This window comes from [Anoxybacillus] calidus (assembly GCF_013760845.1).
GTDB lineage: Bacteria > Bacillota > Bacilli > Bacillales > Anoxybacillaceae > Paranoxybacillus > Paranoxybacillus calidus.
The window spans coordinates 519,936-539,454 of the sequence record NZ_JACDUU010000002.1 but is presented as its reverse complement, the minus strand read 5'-3'; the positions used below and the strand labels follow the sequence as shown (position 1 = coordinate 539,454).

The following is a 19,519-nucleotide window of genomic DNA, read 5'->3' as shown; positions in this document are numbered from 1 at the left end:
CTAAGCCAATTACTGCAATTTTTACTTGATGATGTTCCATTTTCTAACTCCTCTCGTAATTTTTTGATGGGAGTTCGGTTATGTTATGTTCCCCATCGGTAAATTCTCCTCTTACATCTCTCGTGTGCAAAAGGTAAGAGAGTAATTCTGATTGATTAACACTGGAATACCGTCTTCAATAATTGGCGTTCTAATACGATTTGGCTTACAGCATCAACTAATGAGCGGCTGTATGTTATATCCTGCAAAAATAACACAGACTTAGGCAACTGATAGAATGATTAATACTTGATATTCCATAATTTTAATCACTTTTCGATGCATCGCATTCAGAACAACCATTAGCAAATACTTTCCTACGTGAACTAAAGGAATAAAATGATTAAGCAATATTTGTAGCTTCTAACAACACGCTTGTTCAAGAAGGAAAATCCAGGGGATTGGGGACATTTGAAGTGCATGAGTGTACAATACGAACAAATCATAATCTACAATCAAGTGATAAGAAACGATTAAATAAAGGTTTATACCTTTTTTTAACTATATAGACTTTTCTCCTCAGGGGGGAAAAGTTATAGAGCGATTCTTAAAAATACTCACTGCATTCCGTCCATTTTTTAGAGATTTCTCCTCCTTTCAGATATAGGATATGAAGGTACGTTATATCTTGTATAGAGAATTCATCTAATTATCTTATTTATTTCCACTTTTCCCTAATAAATATTGAGGATTTTAATGATTTTTTAGGTAGAAAATCAATTTGAGTGAATATACAGACACTAAAAAATTAAGTTTACCCTGTTTTTTCAACCAGTTGAAAAAGGTCTAACTCTTCTATATAAATGTAACTCAACTTTTCAACTTTCCGTTTCTTCGTAAAAGTTGATTGGAGTACCACGTCCGTTATCGGATTTTAGACGACGTTGATGGAAACAACAATTTTAATGAGTCAGAAGTCCAATCTTCTAGGCAGCAATATCATATGAAGGTAGCTTAGTTAGTATCAGTATGTCAAAGATGTAGAGAATCATTGCAATTGGCTTGATTTGTATCAGAACCAAAAATATGATTCTCACGGCTCCTGAAAATTATTTTTCACCCAGAACTAATCATTTCGCCCAATCAAATTTAATCAATCTAACATCTCATATTAGTGGAATCGTTAAAAACAAAAGTGGCATTGAACTAAATTTACGGGGCTTTAAGTGATTTGTGTATTTCAGCGCTTCATTTAAGGTGAAATAGTTAACTTCACTTGATTTGAATGTGTTCTAATCACTCTCTAATAATTTATCACTCGGGCCCTTGTTAACGTTGACAAAGCAATCGTTAATTTTAAAAAACAAGACTATTCCATAACTAAAATGGAGGTCCTATTATAAAAACCTATCAACACAAAGTAATAAAAAAACTAGCTCATATCCTACCTCATTGAAGTTCTAAGCACCTTCTTCTATAATGCTGTAGATTGATGGTAACAGTGGCTGTCACCATATCCAGCGCAAGTGGGAACGACACCAAGTAAGAGCAGGATGCATAAGACAGTGCTCTTTGTCTTGTAATTAATATTGGCAATGATAAATTAAATCACTGATCACAAACATGAGGTTATGACTTCACCATAAAAAAAGCGTAAGGAAGCAATGAAAATCTCCCTTAGCGCTTTTTATTGGCTGCTTATTTTAAAACTTCCTTTTATTTATCCTATTCCCCTCAAACACCTCATTCTCTTACGTTTGGGTAGTATGTAGATTGGGCATTTTCATAAGGTCAAAATACAAGATAGTTGAGAATGCACTATGGAGGTCGTTTTAACATATTTTAGTTAAATATACATTTATTTCTACACCACATTTATATCAACTGTATATATTAATAAGGTCGATGGCAAGAACGTGATCTAAAGTACCCTGTTATGGTCTGTTTTAGAAGGACCTAGTTATCTATATTGTTATTATTTCTTATGTAAGGTTTTTCAGTTTGAGGGGGTATTAAAGGTATGAAAGTATCTGTTGTTATTCCGGCACAAGATGAACAACAAACGCTTGGTCGTGTGTTGAAAGAAGTTAAGCATCTCCAACCACATGAAATTATCGTTGTTGTAAATGGTTCCAAAGATGGTACGGCAAAAATAGCGGAATCTTTTGGATGCAGAGTTATATATTTTGAACAGTCATTGGGAAATGATATTGGCCGAGCAATTGGCGCTAAACATGCAACAGGAGACATTCTCTTGTTTTTAGATGGAGACATTATTATTCCGCACGATGAGCTTGTTCCCTTTGTTCATGCGATTCAAGAGGGATATGATATAGCTTTGAATGATCTTTCATGGCTAGCTTCACTTAATATTCGTCCCCATTATACAACCGCATGTAAAATTGCCGTAAATGTTTATCTTCGGCAAAGCAATCTCTCTCTTAACTCTTTAATTGCTGTACCTCATGCAATAAAACGCGAAGCTATACAAAAGTTAGGATGGGAACATCTTGGGGATCCAATACTTGCTCAGGCTATGGCAGTCAAACTCGGTCTCCGTATTACCGCTCCATCTTCCGTAGATGTAATTAATACGAATAAGATTCGTTCTGTTCATCGCGAGTTAGATCCTAAATCCTGTTATCCTAAAACGACAAGCCGTATTATAGGAGATCATTTGCGCGCCATTCACTATTTAACCAATATGTTCGGATCACGTGCTGGATTTTCAGATGAAAACCGTAGTAGAAAGCTACCTAACAATCTTATCCCTGCTAATTCGTCAACCAAAAGAAAAGCGAAATATAGTGTAATTATCACCGTTTCTGAAGAGACGAATATGATTTCATCTGTGATTGAACAAGTGAAACTTGCGGGAGTGGACGAAATTATCTTAGTAGCAAATAAAGCTGCGAAGGGGACTATTGCAACAGCAAAGTTAGAAGGAGCTGTTGTAATGGAGTATCAAAAAGATTTTAATCATAACGTTGCCAGGGCAGTTGGAGCAATGCATGCTACTGCCGATATATGTCTATTTATAGATAGCGATCATGTTATCTTGGCAAAAGATCTTAAGCCTTTTCTACAAGCAGTGGAAAAAGGAGTCGATATTGCTCTAAATAATCTGCAAGTACTGCTGGATACGTATAAGGCAACTGATTTTGTAAGTATAGGACAATACTTTGTAAATATGGCTGTCAATCGTCCAGATTTGTTGAATAATTGTCTCACCGTCGTTCCTTATGCGCTACACAAAAAGGTTATAAAGACAATTGGTTATGAAGCTCTTATCGTTCCTTCATTAGCACAGATGAAAGCAATTTTAGCAGGTTTTAAGGTGGAGGCGGTTCATCAGGTAAAAGCTATCGTTGACCAAAAAAGTAAACTTACGAATAAGCAAGTGCGAGTATCAGAAGGTATTTTAAGTAAACCCATAAACGAGTTTGAACAAATACTGGGAGATCAGATAGAGGCCCTTGCCTATTTATTGCAGCAAACAGATGAGCGTGGTGGATTTACTGACGGAGGAAGAAGAAGAGAATTTTTACAATAGAAAGGAAGGATGAAACGGTGTCTAATCAGATCATCGTTATCAACTTTAGATATATTTTATTTAGAGCTTCTGTTAGCTCTGTATCTATCTAAAAATTGGGTATTTTTAAAAAAATATGGAGAGTGGGAAGTAATAATGAATAAATCTTTGTCTATTATTATTCCGTTTTGGGATGATAAAGAAACGTTAGAGAATGTTATAATGTCTGCTCGGCAACTTGTTCCCCTCGAAATCATTGTTGTGGTAAATGAGGGCACAAATGAAACAGAGAAAATTGAGAAAAAGTTTGGATGTAAGGTAATTGTGAAGGACAAACTGCTCAGAAATGATGTAGGGCGTATGTTAGGAGCAAAAGAGGCAAAGGGAGATGTCCTGCTATTTTTAGATGGGGACGTTCTCATTCCTGCTTCAAATTTAAAAAAATTCCTTCAGCCTATTCTTGCCGGCCATGCCGACGTGGTTTTGAATAATTTGGATAAGCTTTTTATGACAAAACAACCTCTAGATTCTTATATGGTATGGGGTCAAGTCTTGAACGAAATACTAGACCGCACCGATTTGAATATTGATTCGATACTTTCATTTCCATATGCGCTTACTAAAGAAGTTGTGCAAGGCATCGGCTACCAAAGCTTTGCAAATCCTATTCTTTCTCATATGAGGATTATAGAGCAGAAATGGCATATCAGTCGTGGTGATCTAACCGATGTGATCCCTCTTGATAAAATTCGACCATATCAGTATGCGGCACAAGGGAACAAATTATCAGATGCAGAAAAGCTCAACCTTAGTGATCATTTGGAAGCATTGGCAGAATGGTTGCAGAAAAGAGGTGTAAGAGGAGGATTTACTGATGGAGGTAAGCGGCGTGATATTCTTGAACAATTGAAAAAACACAAGAATTTCCCTTATTACCGAAAAGGATGGGGGATGAAATCCTCTATTTATAATGGTAAGCAACTATCTGTTATTATACCAGCACAAAACGAGGAAATGACCATCGAGAAAGTTATTCGAGAAGCAAGAAAAATTGAGCCGATGGAAATTATCGTTGTTGTAAATGGCTCTAATGACAATACAACTACCATCGCTTCTAATCTTGGTGCTACAGTTATTAAATATAAAGAGCCACTTGGCCATAATGTGGGCCGTGCAATTGGAGCGCTTGCAGCAACAGGAGATATTATTCTTTTTATGGATGCTGATTTTGCGATTCCAGCCCGAGATTTACATCCATTCACCCAAGCAGTTGCTGATGGGGTCGATATGGCGCTTAACGATTTAGATCAATACTTGCCTATTTGCTTTCCTTTTCATAATGTGGCCGCATTTAAATATGCATTAAACTTGATTTGCCATCGAAAAGATTTAGGTATCGGCTCCCTCTTGACCGTTCCTCATGCCATAAGCAGATCTTGTTTAGAAAGTATTGGATTTGAAACCTTGGTATGTCCTAGTCTCGCACAAGTTAAAGCTGTGTTGCAAGGCTACAAAGTTTCATGTGTTCATTCTGTAGATGTGATAAACCTAAACCGTATTCGACTAGATCAGCATATAGGCAGTTATATCGGTTATACCGATGGAGGCAAAAGACAGGATATCATTGAACAGATAAAGAAACATAAAAATTTTTCTCTTTACCAGCAACAATTGGTTAGGAAGTCCTCTATTTACAAAGGATGGGGAATGAAATCCTCTATTTACAACGGTGAGCAACTGTCTGTGGTGATACCAGCGCAAAACCATGAAAAGACCATTGAGAAGGTTATTCGAGAAGCAAGAAAGGTGGAGCCGTTAGAGATTATCGTTGTTGTGAACGGCTCAACTGACAATACAGAAAAAATCGCTAAACAACTTGGTGCTACAGTTATTGTATATAAAGAAGCACTAGAACATGATGTAGCCCGTGCAATCGGAGCACTTGAAGCAAAAGGGGATATTATTCATTTTGTTGATGCTGCATTAAAAGGGCAAACACAGCCACAGGCTGAGTTACGTATTATGGGAGACCACTTGGAAGCTATTTCATACCTCATAGGGCAATTAAGTAGCGGTTTTCATGATGGATAATGCGTAAGTAATTTGAAAAGATAGGAGATGAAGAGGAAATATGAATAAATTAATATCTATTATTATTTTGGCTTCGGATAATGCTGATACTTTGGCAAACGTGATCGCATCTGCTCGGGGCATTTCTCCACATGAAATTATTGTTTTGATTAATGAAAATAACAATAAAGATAGAAGTTTGAAAAAAGCCGCAAAAAAACTTGGATGCAAGGTGATTGTTACAAAGCAGACAAATAGGAATGAGGGTTGTGTACAAGCAGCAAAAAAAGCAAACGGGGATGTGTTGCTATTTTTAGATGGAAACACTATTCTTCCAACTTCACAATTGCACCAATTCTTGCAGCCAATTCTGGAAGGTAAGGCCGAGGTGGTCTTAAATAATTTAGATCGTTCATATTTTGAAAGGCGGGTAAAACATTGGCCTGATTCAGATACAGTATGGAGGCAAGTATTAAATGATGTATTGGGGCATACGGATTTCAATATTGATTCTCTTCTTTCTATGCCACATGCAATTACTAAAAAAGCCATACAGGCGATTGGCTATGAAAGTCTTGTAAATCGAGTTCTCGCTCATATGCGTGCACTTGAACAAAGATGGCGCATTAGTCGTCAATATTCCATTGATGCAATGTCCCCTGGTGAGTTTTCCTCAGCGGAACAATGCTCATATAGAAGTCCGTTATCGGATGCAGAGAAACAAAATATGAGGAATTACCTGGAAGCATTGGCAGAGTGGCTACAGATTCACGGTGTAAGAGGCGGTTATAACGATGGGGGCAGAAGACGGGACATCATTGAACAGATAAAGAAACACAAAAGTTTTTCTGATTACCAGAAAGAATCGGGCGGGAATCCCTTAATTTATGAAGGCTGGGGAGTGAAATCCTCTATTTACAACGGTAAGCAACTGTCTGTGGTGATACCAGTGCAGAACGAAGAAAAGACGATTGAGAAAGTTATTCAAGAAGCAAGAAAGATTGAGCCATTAGAGATTATCGTTGTTGTGAACGGCTCAACTGACAATACAGAAAAAATCGCTAAACAACTTGGTGCTACAGTTATTGTATATAAAGAAGCGCTAGGACATGATGTAGGTCGTGCAATCGGAGCATTTGTAGCAACAGGGGATATTATTCTTTTTACGGATGCTGATTTTGCGATCCCGGCCCATGATTTACATCCGTTCGCCCAAGCAGTTGCTAACGGGTTAGATGTTGCACTCAATGATTTGAACTTTAATATTCTCTTTCCTCTCTATATTGTCAATGTATATAAATATATGTTGAATTTAGCTTGTCACCGTAAGGATTTGGGGGTTGGTTCAATCTTAGCTGTTCCTCACGCAATAAGCAGAAGATGTCTAGACGGAATTGGATGGGAAGCATTGTTAAATCCATGTCGTGCAAACGCGAAGGCTGTATTGGAAGGGTACAAAGTTTCATGTGTTCATTTTGTGGATGTGATGAGCCCAAACCGTATTCGTCCAGATCAACATTTTGCCGCAACAGGGCATCCACAGGCTGTATTGCGTATTATAGGAGATCACTTAGAAGCTATTTCATACCTCATAGGGCAACTAGGAATCGATAGCGGTTTTCATGATGAATAAAGAAAAAGGGATATATGTGCAAAGTAAAATAAATAGGAGGAAAGTGGAAATGAATAAATTGACATCTATTATTATTTTGGCCTCGGATAATGCGGATACTTTAACAAACGTAATCGCATCTGCTTCAAATATTTCTCCACACGAAATTATTGTTTTGATAAAGATGGAGAATTGAAAAAAATCGCGAAAGAACTTGGATGCAAGGTGATTGTTACACAACAGACGAATCGGAATGAGGGGCTTGTCCAAGCAGCAAAAGAAGCAAATGGGGATGCGTTGCTGTTTTTAGATGGAAACATTGTGCCTCCAGCTTCACAGTTGCGCCAATTCTTGGAACCAATTCTGAAAGATGAGGCTGAAGTGGTCTTAAATAATTTAGATCGTTCATTTCTTGAAAAGCGGGTAAAACATTGGCCTGATTCCTATACAGTATGGAAACAAGTATTAAATGATGTATTGGGGCATACGGAGTTGAATATTGATTCTCTTCTTTCTATGCCACATGCGATTACGAAAAAAGCCATACAGATGATTGGCTATGATATTCCATTGATGCAATGTCCCCTAGTGAGTTTTGCTCAGAAGAACAATGCTCATATAGAAGTGTGTTATCGGATGCAGAAAAACAAAATATCAAAAATTACCTGAAAGCATTGGCAGAGTGGCTACAGACTCACGGTGTAAGAGGTGGTTATACCGATGGAGGCAGAAGACGAGACATTATTGAACAGATAAAAAAACACAAAAGTTTTTCTGATTACCTGAAAGAGTCAGTTGGGAATCCCTTCATTTATGAAGGATGGGGAGTGGAATCCTCTATTTATAACGGTAAGCAACTGTCTGTGGTGATCCCTGCGCAAAACGAAGAGCAGACTATTGAGGAAGTTATTGAAGAAGTAAGAAGGATGGATCCATTAGAGATTATCGTTGTTGTGAACGGTTCAACGGACAATACCGAAAGAATCGCTAAACAACTTGGTGCTACAGTTATTGTATTTAAAGAAGCACTAGGAAATGATGTAGGGCGTGCAATCGGAGCACTTCAAGCAACTGGTGATATTCTTCTTTTTATTGATGCGGATTTTGCAATCCCGGCCTATGATTTACTTCCGTTCGCCAAAGCAGTTGCTGGCGGAGTAGATGTTGCACTCAATGATTTGAGTCTTAATCTTCTCCCTCCTCTCTATGTTGTCGATTTATATAAATATATGTTGAATTTAGCTTATCACCGTAAGGATTTAGGTGTCGGTTCAATCGTAGCTGTTCCTCATGCCATAAGCAGAACATTCCTAGACGGAATCGGATGGGAATCATTGTTAAATCCATGTCTTGCGCAAGTGAAGGCTGTATTGCAAGGGTACAAAGTTTCATGTATTCATTTTGTGGATGTGATGAAACCAAACCGTATTCGTCCAGATCAACATCTTGCAGATAAAGGACATCCAAAGGCTGTATTACGTATTATCGGAGATCATTTAGAAGCTCTTTCGTACTTAATAGAGCAGTTAAAAGCTGATGGCAAATTCCATAGTGAAAAAACGGAAAAAATAGAAAAAACGAATGAACAAAGAAAAGTGTCTATTTGGATGAAACTTCGCAATTATCTACACAGACTTAGAAACCATGAGGGAGAGGTTTAATACGGCAAGCGAACAAAGCAAATGGTATTTTTTAGGATAATTGGTATTATATCAAGAAAACAAACACGTTAAACAAAGAGAAAAACTCTTGTTTATGCAGCTTCTTTTCTCTAGTTAGCGTGATAAGCTGCTTCATAGTCAAATGGCGATAAGATAACCAAGAGCTTGAATGACTTATTTTCCAGTTGTAAAAGTTGTAAAAGCATTCAATACTCGAGAATCGCTTGTTTCGCTTCTTTCCGCGTACGAAACTGATTCAGATCAATGTACTCTTTCTTGATAAGGCTATGAAACGATCCCCCACGAGCATTGTCGTAACACTTCCCACATCTCGACATACTCAGTTGAAAATGCTACCTTGTAACCGTTGCTGATCGTCATTAGACTCATACTCGTTTCCTTGATTCGAATGATGAGTGATTCTCCCTCTTGTTTTTTCAATGTTTAACGCTTTGATGACTAACTTTTTCATCATTTGTGTATCAATGGATTTCAGACTTTCTAGTGCCACCGGTCCAGAGCATACAGTGATTCTACTTTCAGTTCCTCTGCTTCTGCATAAGTCATAATAATTTGAAACGTTTTTCCAAACACTTTTCAAAGTTCAGATGGAAATCCATAAAAAACGTCGACGCTCGATCAAACTCCTCAAGCTGATGTTTGACATGCACCACAAACGATTCAACTTTCATATAGCGCGCCATGTAGCCGCGAATCATTCCATTGGCATTCACAACCTCCCCTCCTCCCCTTTATGAGTCCTGATGGGATGATATGGAACGGTTATGAAACGAAAAAGCTCTTTTCGCATCATTCATAGCGAAAAGAGCTTTGCGTCGTTCTTATCATCTAAAGCGAATTGCTTTGCGGGTAGGAGCACCTTACGCGAAGCGAAGGTTGTCGTAAAGTCATCGAGCCCAATCTCTCGTTCACTCTTGATAAGACTTATTCAATGATCCTCCCAAAATCACAACCATTATTTTCCTTATTGTTAACAAAAATGAATATCAGTACTTGAAATCATAGATTTTGACCGTGTTTCTCATTTTTTACAATATCAATCACTTTTATTTTATAAATGTTGAATAACACCATAAAGAGTCTCTCGCAATCTTAAAGTCATTTATAATTCGTGTAGTTACATTAGACGAAATCGTTAACCAACTGTATTTCCTGGTAACCCCCGTATTTGTCGAAAGTACAACAAAGCGAGCTAGTTAGATTGTATTTTTCCTTATGCATAGATACCAATTTCTTTTTCATAGGTTGTCAATGCGTCATCCAGCATTTTCAAGCCAGCATCAATTTGTTCTTTTGTTACGTTTAATGGTGGAATCATTCGAATGACTTCACTCTTATTTCCACAGAAATAAAATAGAACACCATTTTTTAATGCCAAATCTAATATTCTAAATAAACCGTCTGAATTTGCTTCTTTGGTTTTCGGATCAATGATCTCTATTCCAATCATCAAGCCAATCGCGCGAATATCACCGATTACAGGGTGTTTTTCTTTTAATTTCCGCAGCTTCTCAACAGCGTATGTACCCATTTTTTTCGTGTTTTCTAATAAATTTTCTTCTTCGATTACATCTAAAACAGCAAGGGCTGCTGAACAAGCAATCGGATTACCGCCGAACGTCGTTGCATGACTTCCTAATGGCCATTGTTTCATTAACTCTTTTGAAGCAACCGTTGCACTTAAAGGAAGACCATTTGCAATTCCTTTGGCAATCGCCATAATGTCTGGAACAACATCAAACGTTTGTGCAGCAAACCATTCCCCTGTACGTCCAAATCCTGTTTGGACTTCATCAAAAATAAGAAGAATGTTGTGGCGATCACAAATTTCCCGCAGCTTTTTCAACCATGCCTTCGGCGGAACAATATATCCCCCTTCACCTAATACAGGTTCAACAATGACAGCAGCAACCTCTTCAGGCGTGACTTGGTGGTCAAAAAGACGCTTAAAATCTTTTTCTAACTTTTCCACTACATACGTTTCTGGATCCACACCTTCAGGGCAGTCGGCTGTATTGGCATAAGGGATTTGATAGGAACCTGAAGGCTGTAAAAACTTACGGTATTTGCTTTTTGAAGTTGTGACACTTAACGCCCCCATCGAACGTCCATGGAAACACCCGATAAACGAAACAATATAAGGACGCTGTGTCACATGTTTCGCTAGTTTAATCGCCCCTTCAATGGCTTCTGTACCACTGTTGCCAAAAAAGAAACAATCTAAATTCCCTGGTAAAATTTTCGCTAATCGATCGGCTAACGTTAAGATCGATTCATAAATAATGACACCAGAAGGCCCATGCGCCAGTTGATCTGCACCATCTTTAATTGCTTGCACAACTTTCGGATGACGATGACCAACATTGGTTGTGGCAATTCCTGATGTAAAATCTAAATATTTTTTTCCATCAACCCCGTAATAATAGCATCCCTCTTCTTTTATGACCGGCAAATTTGGATGGTCCTTCGCCATACTCGGCGCTAAAAGGTTAGACATATTTTCTATAAGGTGACTCCAATCTTTTACCACATACATTCCCCCTAGAGAACTCTGTTTTATTTATTTCGTTCTAACGGGATGGTAGTAAGCCCCTTCTTAAGCTAAGCATCCTCTCAGCTCAATAGGGATTAACCGCCGTTAGAGTTTATTTCCCTTTCATTTTGGTACAAACATCCCTTTACGAAAAAAGAAATTTCCATTTTATGTTAATGATATTTAGAATCATAAATGTGCCATCAAAGCCGCAACAGGTAACGTAATGATGGTTCTTTACTAAAAGATGATGAACAGTTCAACAATCGAAATTGAAATTTTTGATTTTAAGAGTAGAATTCCGATTTCAGATATATGAACGAATTAGGTTAAGGGTAGAATGGAAATGACAAAGCGTGTGATTTCTGACTCACCCCCACTTCCGACTACAGCCGACAAAAACATATCAGCAAAGCCAACGATCATCGCCGATGCAGCTACTTCAGCCTCTGGAAGCTGTAAGAGATTAAAAAAAGACTAGGATAAATATGTAAAAACACCAACAATGGCAACTGCCCCTAATGCCATCACAAGCGGAATCAACCCAAATATCAGCCACATTGTAAACCCCTTTGACAACGACTTCATGAATCATTTTTATTCGTTCCGCTTTTTCAACTGCCCATCGGAAACTTGAAGCACCGTTTGGCACAAACTCATCGATTTGTTTTCCAATAGGCTCATAGTAAGTATCTTTTTTCAATGAAAGCGGCTGATTCTCAGACAAATGATCGCTGCAATGATACTAGCGACAACAACTGTAAAATAAAATTCTACAAACATATGATCAAATTTGATAAACTTTGCAATCACTAAACTAAAAACGATGGAAGCGACTGAAAAGATTGTGACTACTACCGCTGCATCTCGCTTTGTATAAGAACTAGATTCATATTTCTGTGTCGTGATTCATCCACCAACTGTTTCGCTTCCTATCCATGAGGCAATAGAGCCTTGCTGTTTTTGAATAATATAACACTAAAATACATAAATATTCAATATTATTTTTAAAAACTTTTATTACAAAACGAAAAATATTGTTCTCCTAATCTTCGATTATCCCGATATAATATTCTTTGTCCCTCTAAATTTTTATGATTTATATAAAATCATAAGATTACTACAAATTACTTCCCCTTTTCAAAGAATTCATAACTTTTATGTAAGAAAACCGGATTAACACGGAACCTTCTTTATTTTATACATCATCATATATTGTTTATTGTTGAATTTGTTAAAATTTTATTAAAATATATAATTTTCTATAGAACAATAGGTTTTAAAATTGTCGTTGAAAGATATCTAAACATAAAGGGAGAAAACAAGAGAAATGATGAAAGAGGTCATTCCGGCTTTTGTTTTGGCAAGTACTTTGACAGTTTCGACCGCATTTGCAGCACCGATTCACAAAACGAAGCAGAAGAGTCTGCCCTTGGTAACTTAATGCTGATGCGCAACGTGCTGAAATGAACGCCCAAATCGCTTTCATGAACCCATGGGGTATCCGCAATGACTTAAATGCCGGAGAAATCACATGGGGTGAATTATACAGTATTCAACCATTCGGCAACCAGCTTATGAAAATGACAATGACAGGAAAAGATATTCGTAACCTTCTTAACCAGCAATGGCAAGTAGGAAAAACGCGCATGCTGCAAATTTCCGACATGAAATACACTTGAACTTCTTTTTGCTTAGAATTTTTGAATTAAATGGATGCAATGCTAGTGATGTTCACTCAAAACGTTATAAATTGAAAGTCATCAAAAATGCCTGCCATCTCCCACATGTTCTTTAGAACACGGGGGTGGCAGGCACTCGTTTTATTTTTTATGCATTTTAAACTCGAGGAACAGCTCGTTATAATAGGCAAGCATTCTTTTGCCAAGGTTCTCATATACTTCAAGGTTTTGGGCAGAATCTAGATCCGGATAGAACCGCTTATCATTGGCGATTTCTTTCGGCAAGTAGTCAAGCGCCTTTTGATTCGGAGTCGAATAGCCGACGTATTCTGCGTTTTGAGCGGCGTGCTTTGGATCGAGCATAAAGTTGATAAATTTATGAGCGCCTTCGATATTCTTCGCTGTCTTAGGAATGACCATGTTGTCAAACCATAAGTTCGATCCTTCCTTAGGCACGACATAATCAAGCTTTTCATTTTCACTCATTATCTCAGCCGCGTCCCCGGACCAGACCACCCCTACAGCCGCTTCTTCATTGGCGATGAGCATTTTGATCTCATCTCCGACGATGGCCTTGATATTGGGCGTGAGTGCACCGAGCTTCCGCTTCGCTTCTTGAAGATGCGCTTTATTCGTATCATTTAATGAATAATGAAGGCTGTTCAAGCCCATGCCAATCACTTCACGGGCTCCGTCCACGAGTAAAATTTGATTTCGCAAATCCTTATCCCATAAATCATTCCAGCTCGTGATTTTTTTGCCGCCTAGCATTTCAGGATTATAGACGATCCCGACCGTTCCCCAAAAGTATGGAATCGAATACTTATTTTTCGGATCAAACGATAAATCCAAAAAACGGGGATTGATATATTTCAAATTTGGAAGCTTTGAATGATCAAGGGGAATCAGCAAATCTTCTTCTATCATTTTGTTGATCGCATACTCAGATGGAACCGCCACATCAAAGGTCGTGCCTCCTTGAGCAATTTTGGTCATCATTGCTTCATTTGAATCGAATGTTTGATAAATCACTTTAATGCCCGTCTCTTTTTCAAACTTCTTGATGAGCTCAGGGTCGATATAGTCCCCCCAGTTGTAAATGGTCAACGTGTTATCGCCGGAATATCCTTGAGTCGTATTTAGATGGGAGGCTAAATATAACAAAGCCATCGCCACAGCGAAAACGGCTGCAAACATTTGAACGAGTTTTTTCATTTTCGTCCCCCCAATCCGCCCGGACGGCTGCTCCGCTGATTGATAAAGTAGTACCCGATCACAAGGATAATCGTAAATAAGAATATAAGGGTCGATAACGCATTAATGGATAACGAAATTCCTTGCCGTGCACGGGAATATATTTCAACCGATAATGTGGAAAAGCCGTTGCCGGTCACAAAAAATGTCACGGCAAAGTCATCAAGAGAATACGTCAATGCCATAAAGAAACCGGCAAAAATTCCGGGAGTAATATAAGGCAATATGACCTTTGTCAAAACGTTCCATGGACTTGCCCCTAAGTCCCGTGCCGCATCAATCAATGTCGGGCTCATTTCCTGCAGTTTTGGCAAGACCATAATAACCACAATCGGTACGCTAAAGGCGATGTGAGAAAGAAGCACAGATGTAAATCCGAGCTTGATCCCGACAATCGTAAACAAAATCAAGAAAGAAGCGCCGATAATAACGTCCGGACTTACAATGAGTACATTATTCAACGTAAGAAGCATATTTTTCATTTGCCTTTTTTTCACGTAATAAATAGCAAGTGCACCAAAAATACCGAGAATGGTCGAAATCGCCGCCGATAATAGGGAAATAACCAGCGTGTTTAACACGATGATGAATAAACGGGTATCATGAAACACCTCTTCATACCATTCAAGTGTGAATCCCTCAAAATGGTGCATGGTACCGCCGCTGTTAAAGGAATAATACATTAAGTAGAAAATCGGAGTGTATAAAATGATAAAGACAACAATTAGATAAATATTTGCCCATTTTGTTTTTCTCTTCATTCGACATTCCTCACTTCCGATTCCCTGTGGCAACCATGATGATAGCCATCGCGATGATTAAGAAAACAGCAATCGTTGACCCCATTCCCCAATCCTGCGTGACAAGGAAATGCTGTTCAATGGCGGTACCAAGAGTAATGACGCGGTTTCCAGCAATCAAACGTGTAATCATAAACAGCGATAAGGCCGGAATAAATACCGCCTGGCAACCTGATTTTACCCCGTCAAGCGTCAAAGGAAAGACAACGCGCCTGAATGTTGTCCACCATGATGCTCCAAGATCACGCGCCGCATCGACAAGGGACGGGTTCAATTTCTCAAGAGCGTTGTAAATCGGCAGCACCATGAATGGGATAAAAATATATACGGAAACAAATACAAAACTAAAGTCCGTGAATAGTAGCTGCTTCCTTCCAATTCCGATAAGCTCTAAGAAAGAGTTGGCAAATCCGAACGTGCCAAAAATGCCGAGGAAAGCATACGCCTTCAACAGCAAATTAATCCATGTCGGTAATATAATCAGCAAAAGCCAGAGCTGTTTGTGCTTCGTTTTCGTCAGCAAATATGCGGTCGGATAAGCAATGATCAGTGAAAACGCCGTAATTAAAAAGGCATACCAGAATGAACTAAGCGTCATTCTTAAATAAACTGGCGTGAAAAATTTTTTATAATTTCCGAGCGTAAACTGCCCTTCAATATCAAAAAAAGAATAATAGAGTATAAGGAGAATCGGCGCGACAACAAAAAGCAATATCCATAATACATACGGGATGAGATAAAGATTCCGAGTGTTACTTTTCATGGTTGACCTCATGGTAAGCTCCCAGTCTTTTCTCAAACTCTTCTTCGGTTTCCCCTAAACGCATAACATGGATCGCTTCCGGATCAAAATGAAGGCCGATTTCATCTCCCACTCCTACCTTTTTCGTTGAATGTACCAGCCATTCGTTTCCGTCTTGATCATAACAGCAAATTTCATAATGAACGCCGCGGAAAAGCAAGGAATCAACGCGAACCTGAAGTTTTCCATGATCGCGCTTTGTGATCTCCAAATCTTCCGGGCGAATGACGATTTCCACCGGTTCATTCGGGTGAAAGCCCTGATCGACGCATTCAAATTGTTTTCCGGCAAATTCCACTAAAAAGTCTTTAATCATTTTACCTGGCACAATATTAGATTCTCCGATAAACTCAGCAACAAAACGGTTAATCGGTTCGTCATAAATATCGGTCGGCGTACCGCTTTGCTGAATTTTCCCTTTATTTAATACAAAAATTTCATCCGACATGGCGAGGGCTTCCTCCTGATCATGCGTAACGAAAATAAACGTAATGCCAAGTCGACGCTGCAATTCACGCAATTCATACTGCATTTCTGTCCGAAGCTTCAAATCAAGCGCAGATAGCGGTTCATCAAGCAAAAGCACTTCCGGTTCATTGACAATTGCCCGGGCTATTGCGACTCGCTGGCGCTGCCCACCGGACATCTCGTTGATTTCACGATTTTCATAGCCTTCAAGGTTGACAAATCGGAGAGCTTCTTTGACTTTTACTTCGATTTCACTCTCTTTCATTTTTTTAATCCGCAAACCAAACGCCACATTTTCAAACACATTTAAATGGGGAAATAATGCATAGTCCTGAAATACGGTGTTCACCTGGCGTTGATTGGGCGGTACGTTGTTAATCACTTTTCCATTAAAGTAAATGTTTCCCTCCGTAGGTTCCGTGAAACCAGCAATTAGGCGCAGAATCGTTGTCTTTCCGCAGCCTGAAGGACCAAGCAGCGTGTAAAATTTTCCTCTTTCAATTTCAAAGCTCACATCATCCAATACTGGTGGGTCATCATCGTACTGCTTTGTCACATGTTCAAAACGAATGATGGTGTTTTTATCCATTTCTTCCTCCCTCTCATTCAATAAAATAATTGAGACCGACAAGTGAACTATTTCCCATATCGGTCTTTCTGTTCGCAACAGATGGGATGAAATTCCAAATCTACGCCAATTATAAATAAGAATCTGTGGCGACAAGAAGTAATTGGGACGGTCCATCAAAGTCATTCACAATCTGATGCTCATCCGAAGCATGGAAGTAGATGGATTCGCCGGCTTTTGCCCGGTACACTTTCTTGCCGAGCCTAACAAGAATGCGACCTTTTAATACATAAGCAAACGTTTCAGAAAGAGAAGGTTCAAACTGTTTAAATTCACCTTTTTCCTGAAGGGTGAGCAGGATGGGTTCCATCTCTTTTTCATTTGAATCAGGAACAAGCCATTGAATCCTGTAGCCCCGTTCTTCATCGATGAACTCTGTCTGGTCATCTTCTTTGTAAACGACTTTTTGTTCGGATTCCTCTTCATCAAAAAACTCTTTCGGTGTACAGCCAAGCACTTCTAAAATGTTGAAAAAAGTTTCCAGTGAAGGAGAACTTAAATCACGTTCCAGCTGAGAAATATACCCTTTGCTCAAATCCGTACGTTCACCAAGTTCCTCCTGGGTTAATCCTTTTTTCAAGCGTAAATTTTTTATTTTCTTTCCGATTTTCATTGATAAAACCTCTATCGTGTTTAAAATAAGTAAACTTGTGGTCAAAGAAGTTTATATATATAAAACTATTAGTTTACTTTAATCTTAAAACATTATACAAAATCGTTCTGAAATTTCAACCATTTATGTTTAAAAAATACCTTAATTTTACTAATTTTCGCACAAAAAGAGGAATTAGAAAAGGAAAGTTGAAGTTTATTAGTGGGACCTCATATGTTCATCTGGTGATGCATTTTGTAATCCGTTATGAGGATTTTTTGGTAAAACAAAAAAATCATAGATTATAATTAGGGAGAATTTGTTATGAAAGAGAGAATATTTTTAATTTTAGCGAATTTATTTTGGGCGGGAAACTATGTATTTGGAAAGTACGTTGTGACCGAGATGAGTCCATTATGGATTACGTTTACTAGGTGGTTTTTATCCTTAGCTTTTCTCATTCCGATTTCTTATTTTATTGAACGGCCTAATTACCGAGAAGTATTAAAAAGTTCTTGGTTACCATTAAGTTGTATGGGGCTTCTTGGTGTGATCGGGTATAATCTCCTGCTTTATGGAGCATTAGAATACACATCACCGATGAATGCTTCGTTAGTAAATGCACTGAACCCAGCTATGATGGTTGTTTTTTCTTTTCTTATATTGAAAGAAATAATGACTTGGACTAATGTTGCAGGGTTTGCTCTTTCCCTTATTGGAGTGCTTTTCATATTAACAAAAGGACATTTAGAATGGATCTTTCAAACAACATATAACCGTGGAGATTTAATGATGATTGTGGCCAATTTATGCTGGGTCTTTTACTCGATTATTGGAAAAAGATTAGCAGTTCCTCCGATTACGACAACAGCTTGTTCGGTTCTTCTTAGTGTCATTTTTTTATTTCCATTTCTTCTCCTGCAACCGTTTGATATGACCCAATTAAGCGCAAGAGGAGTTACGGGAATTATCTATATGTGGCTGTTTCCATCAGTCTGTTCCTTTGTTTTTTGGAATATGGCTGTAAAAAAAGTGGGGCCTGGCCATGCGGGTGTATATTTAAATTTGATTACGGTATTTACTGCCATCATTACATTAATATTAGGAGAAAAACTTCTCGTATCACAAATAATCGGCGGTACTCTAGTGCTCATCGGAGTCTATTTTGCTACAAAAATACCTAAACTAAAAAAGAAGGTCATAACAAGCGCGCAGTTGTAGATTTTTATATAAATTCGAAAAAAATCTCCCTATACAAAAACAAAAAGATGGTACTCAAAATTCCGCAATGAGTTATTGTATAATGGTTAAAAATCGTTAATAAGGTGAAAAAAATGTTAGCGCAATGGTTATCGTCGTGCTTACAGGTGCTCGCATGTCGACAGAAAGCGGGCTGCCGGATTTCCTTTCGGCACAAACAGGATTGCGGAATTATTAATCGTCTTAGGCTCTTATTTACAAGTATCACCGGCCAATCAACTGCCGTTCTTAGCCAAACGAAACGGCGCCAAGCTGGTCATTGTGAATATGGAGCCGACAGAATTGGATGAATGGGCGGATTTAGTCATCCATCAGCGAAAAATCGATGAAGTTCTTAAAGAAATGGACAATGAGTTAAAAACGGGTGAATAGAAGAAACATGACCAATTAGCGGAACAAAAAGGAAGAATGCCAACATCTAGACGAAACACACTAGAAAAATTGTTAGTTTCGCTTGAACGATGGCTTCCTAAAAATGCTGCCCTTCTTTACTGCATGGTAACCTTTGGAGAGGAAATTGGATTTAAAAAATAACCCCAGAAACCTTATTGGTTTCTGGGGCAGTTAATAAAATTTCCCCTTTTTATCTTGTTGTTGCATTATTCACGTAATGATAGATTAGATT

General features: G+C 38.3%; 17 protein-coding genes, 3 pseudogenes and 1 riboswitch. Of the genes and pseudogenes, 11 read left to right on the top strand and 9 right to left on the bottom strand.

Annotated features, from left to right (window positions below):
* Positions 1–261: 261 nt before the first annotated feature.
* Positions 262–390: a hypothetical protein gene (locus tag HNQ85_RS17815; RefSeq protein WP_281363429.1), complete on the bottom strand. Its 129-nt coding sequence runs from the start codon at positions 388–390 to the stop codon at positions 262–264.
* A gap of 1,609 nt (positions 391–1,999) precedes the next feature.
* On the opposite strand from HNQ85_RS17815, the gene HNQ85_RS06870 reads away from it, so the two are divergent.
* From HNQ85_RS06870 to HNQ85_RS06855, 6 genes are all read left to right on the top strand, one after another.
* Positions 2,000–3,532: a glycosyltransferase family 2 protein gene (locus HNQ85_RS06870; RefSeq protein WP_181536991.1), complete on the top strand. Its 1,533-nt coding sequence runs from the start codon at positions 2,000–2,002 to the stop codon at positions 3,530–3,532.
* 135 nt (positions 3,533–3,667) lie between these two features.
* On the top strand, positions 3,668–5,602 hold the full coding sequence (locus HNQ85_RS06865) for a glycosyltransferase family 2 protein (RefSeq protein ID WP_246326798.1): 1,935 nt from the start codon (positions 3,668–3,670) through the stop codon (positions 5,600–5,602).
* Between the two features lie 40 nt (positions 5,603–5,642).
* Entirely contained in the window at positions 5,643–7,214 is a 1,572-nt protein-coding gene (locus tag HNQ85_RS06860; protein ID WP_181536990.1) for a glycosyltransferase family 2 protein, read from the top strand.
* Positions 7,215–7,263: 49 nt separating this feature from the next.
* Entirely contained in the window at positions 7,264–7,389 is a 126-nt protein-coding gene (locus tag HNQ85_RS17810; RefSeq protein WP_281363428.1) for a hypothetical protein, read from the top strand.
* Complete coding sequence (locus HNQ85_RS17570; protein WP_246326797.1) at positions 7,386–7,862, top strand: glycosyltransferase; 477 nt, start codon at positions 7,386–7,388, stop codon at positions 7,860–7,862. Before HNQ85_RS17810 ends, HNQ85_RS17570 begins: the two co-directional genes overlap by 4 nt.
* 158 nt (positions 7,863–8,020) lie before the next feature.
* A complete protein-coding gene (locus HNQ85_RS06855; protein WP_343046486.1) occupies positions 8,021–8,854 on the top strand; it encodes a glycosyltransferase family 2 protein in 834 nt (277 codons plus the stop codon).
* 206 nt (positions 8,855–9,060) lie between these two features.
* On the opposite strand, the gene HNQ85_RS18035 is transcribed toward HNQ85_RS06855, so the two are convergent.
* The 3 genes from HNQ85_RS18035 to HNQ85_RS06835 form a co-directional block, all read right to left on the bottom strand.
* The gene (locus HNQ85_RS18035) at positions 9,061–9,192 is read right to left on the bottom strand and encodes an integrase core domain-containing protein (protein ID WP_181536989.1); all 132 of its coding nucleotides are present in this window, start codon (positions 9,190–9,192) and stop codon (positions 9,061–9,063) included.
* A gap of 225 nt (positions 9,193–9,417) precedes the next feature.
* Positions 9,418–9,588 carry a hypothetical protein gene (locus HNQ85_RS06840; RefSeq protein ID WP_181536987.1) on the bottom strand — a complete coding sequence of 57 codons (171 nt, stop codon included), beginning with the start codon at positions 9,586–9,588 and terminating at the stop codon, positions 9,418–9,420.
* A 105-nt stretch (positions 9,589–9,693) separates the two neighbouring features.
* Positions 9,694–9,799: riboswitch (SAM riboswitch) on the bottom strand.
* 289 nt (positions 9,800–10,088) lie between these two features.
* Positions 10,089–11,411, bottom strand: a complete 1,323-nt coding sequence (locus HNQ85_RS06835; RefSeq protein ID WP_220129120.1) for an aspartate aminotransferase family protein — start codon at positions 11,409–11,411, stop codon at positions 10,089–10,091.
* Positions 11,412–11,754: 343 nt separating this feature from the next.
* On the opposite strand from HNQ85_RS06835, the gene HNQ85_RS17920 reads away from it, so the two are divergent.
* Positions 11,755–11,889, top strand: coding sequence for a hypothetical protein (locus tag HNQ85_RS17920; protein ID WP_343046485.1), 135 nt, complete (start codon positions 11,755–11,757; stop codon positions 11,887–11,889).
* A 926-nt stretch (positions 11,890–12,815) separates the two neighbouring features.
* Positions 12,816–13,087 (top strand): annotated as a pseudogene (locus HNQ85_RS06825) (5'-nucleotidase); the annotation flags it as partial.
* Positions 13,088–13,231: 144 nt separating this feature from the next.
* Here the strand turns inward: HNQ85_RS06825 and HNQ85_RS06820 are convergent.
* From HNQ85_RS06820 to HNQ85_RS06800, 5 genes are all read right to left on the bottom strand, one after another.
* Positions 13,232–14,305, bottom strand: coding sequence for an ABC transporter substrate-binding protein (locus HNQ85_RS06820; protein ID WP_181536983.1), 1,074 nt, complete (start codon positions 14,303–14,305; stop codon positions 13,232–13,234).
* Positions 14,302–15,105: an ABC transporter permease gene (locus HNQ85_RS06815; protein WP_181536982.1), complete on the bottom strand. Its 804-nt coding sequence runs from the start codon at positions 15,103–15,105 to the stop codon at positions 14,302–14,304. The genes HNQ85_RS06820 and HNQ85_RS06815 overlap by 4 nt, the downstream gene beginning before the upstream one ends.
* A gap of 10 nt (positions 15,106–15,115) precedes the next feature.
* Complete coding sequence (locus HNQ85_RS06810) at positions 15,116–15,907, bottom strand: ABC transporter permease (protein ID WP_181536981.1); 792 nt, start codon at positions 15,905–15,907, stop codon at positions 15,116–15,118.
* Entirely contained in the window at positions 15,897–17,003 is a 1,107-nt protein-coding gene (locus HNQ85_RS06805; protein WP_181536980.1) for an ABC transporter ATP-binding protein, read from the bottom strand. The genes HNQ85_RS06810 and HNQ85_RS06805 overlap by 11 nt, the downstream gene beginning before the upstream one ends.
* A gap of 109 nt (positions 17,004–17,112) precedes the next feature.
* Positions 17,113–17,655 carry a helix-turn-helix domain-containing protein gene (locus HNQ85_RS06800; protein ID WP_181536979.1) on the bottom strand — a complete coding sequence of 181 codons (543 nt, stop codon included), beginning with the start codon at positions 17,653–17,655 and terminating at the stop codon, positions 17,113–17,115.
* A 303-nt stretch (positions 17,656–17,958) separates the two neighbouring features.
* On the opposite strand from HNQ85_RS06800, the gene HNQ85_RS06795 reads away from it, so the two are divergent.
* From HNQ85_RS06795 to HNQ85_RS18030, 3 genes and pseudogenes are all read left to right on the top strand, one after another.
* Positions 17,959–18,855 carry a DMT family transporter gene (locus HNQ85_RS06795; protein WP_181536978.1) on the top strand — a complete coding sequence of 299 codons (897 nt, stop codon included), beginning with the start codon at positions 17,959–17,961 and terminating at the stop codon, positions 18,853–18,855.
* 198 nt (positions 18,856–19,053) lie between these two features.
* Positions 19,054–19,266 (top strand): annotated as a pseudogene (locus HNQ85_RS06790) (NAD-dependent protein deacylase); the annotation flags it as partial.
* Between the two features lie 12 nt (positions 19,267–19,278).
* Positions 19,279–19,418: pseudogene (locus tag HNQ85_RS18030) on the top strand (fructosamine kinase family protein); the annotation flags it as partial.
* Positions 19,419–19,519: the final 101 nt, after the last annotated feature.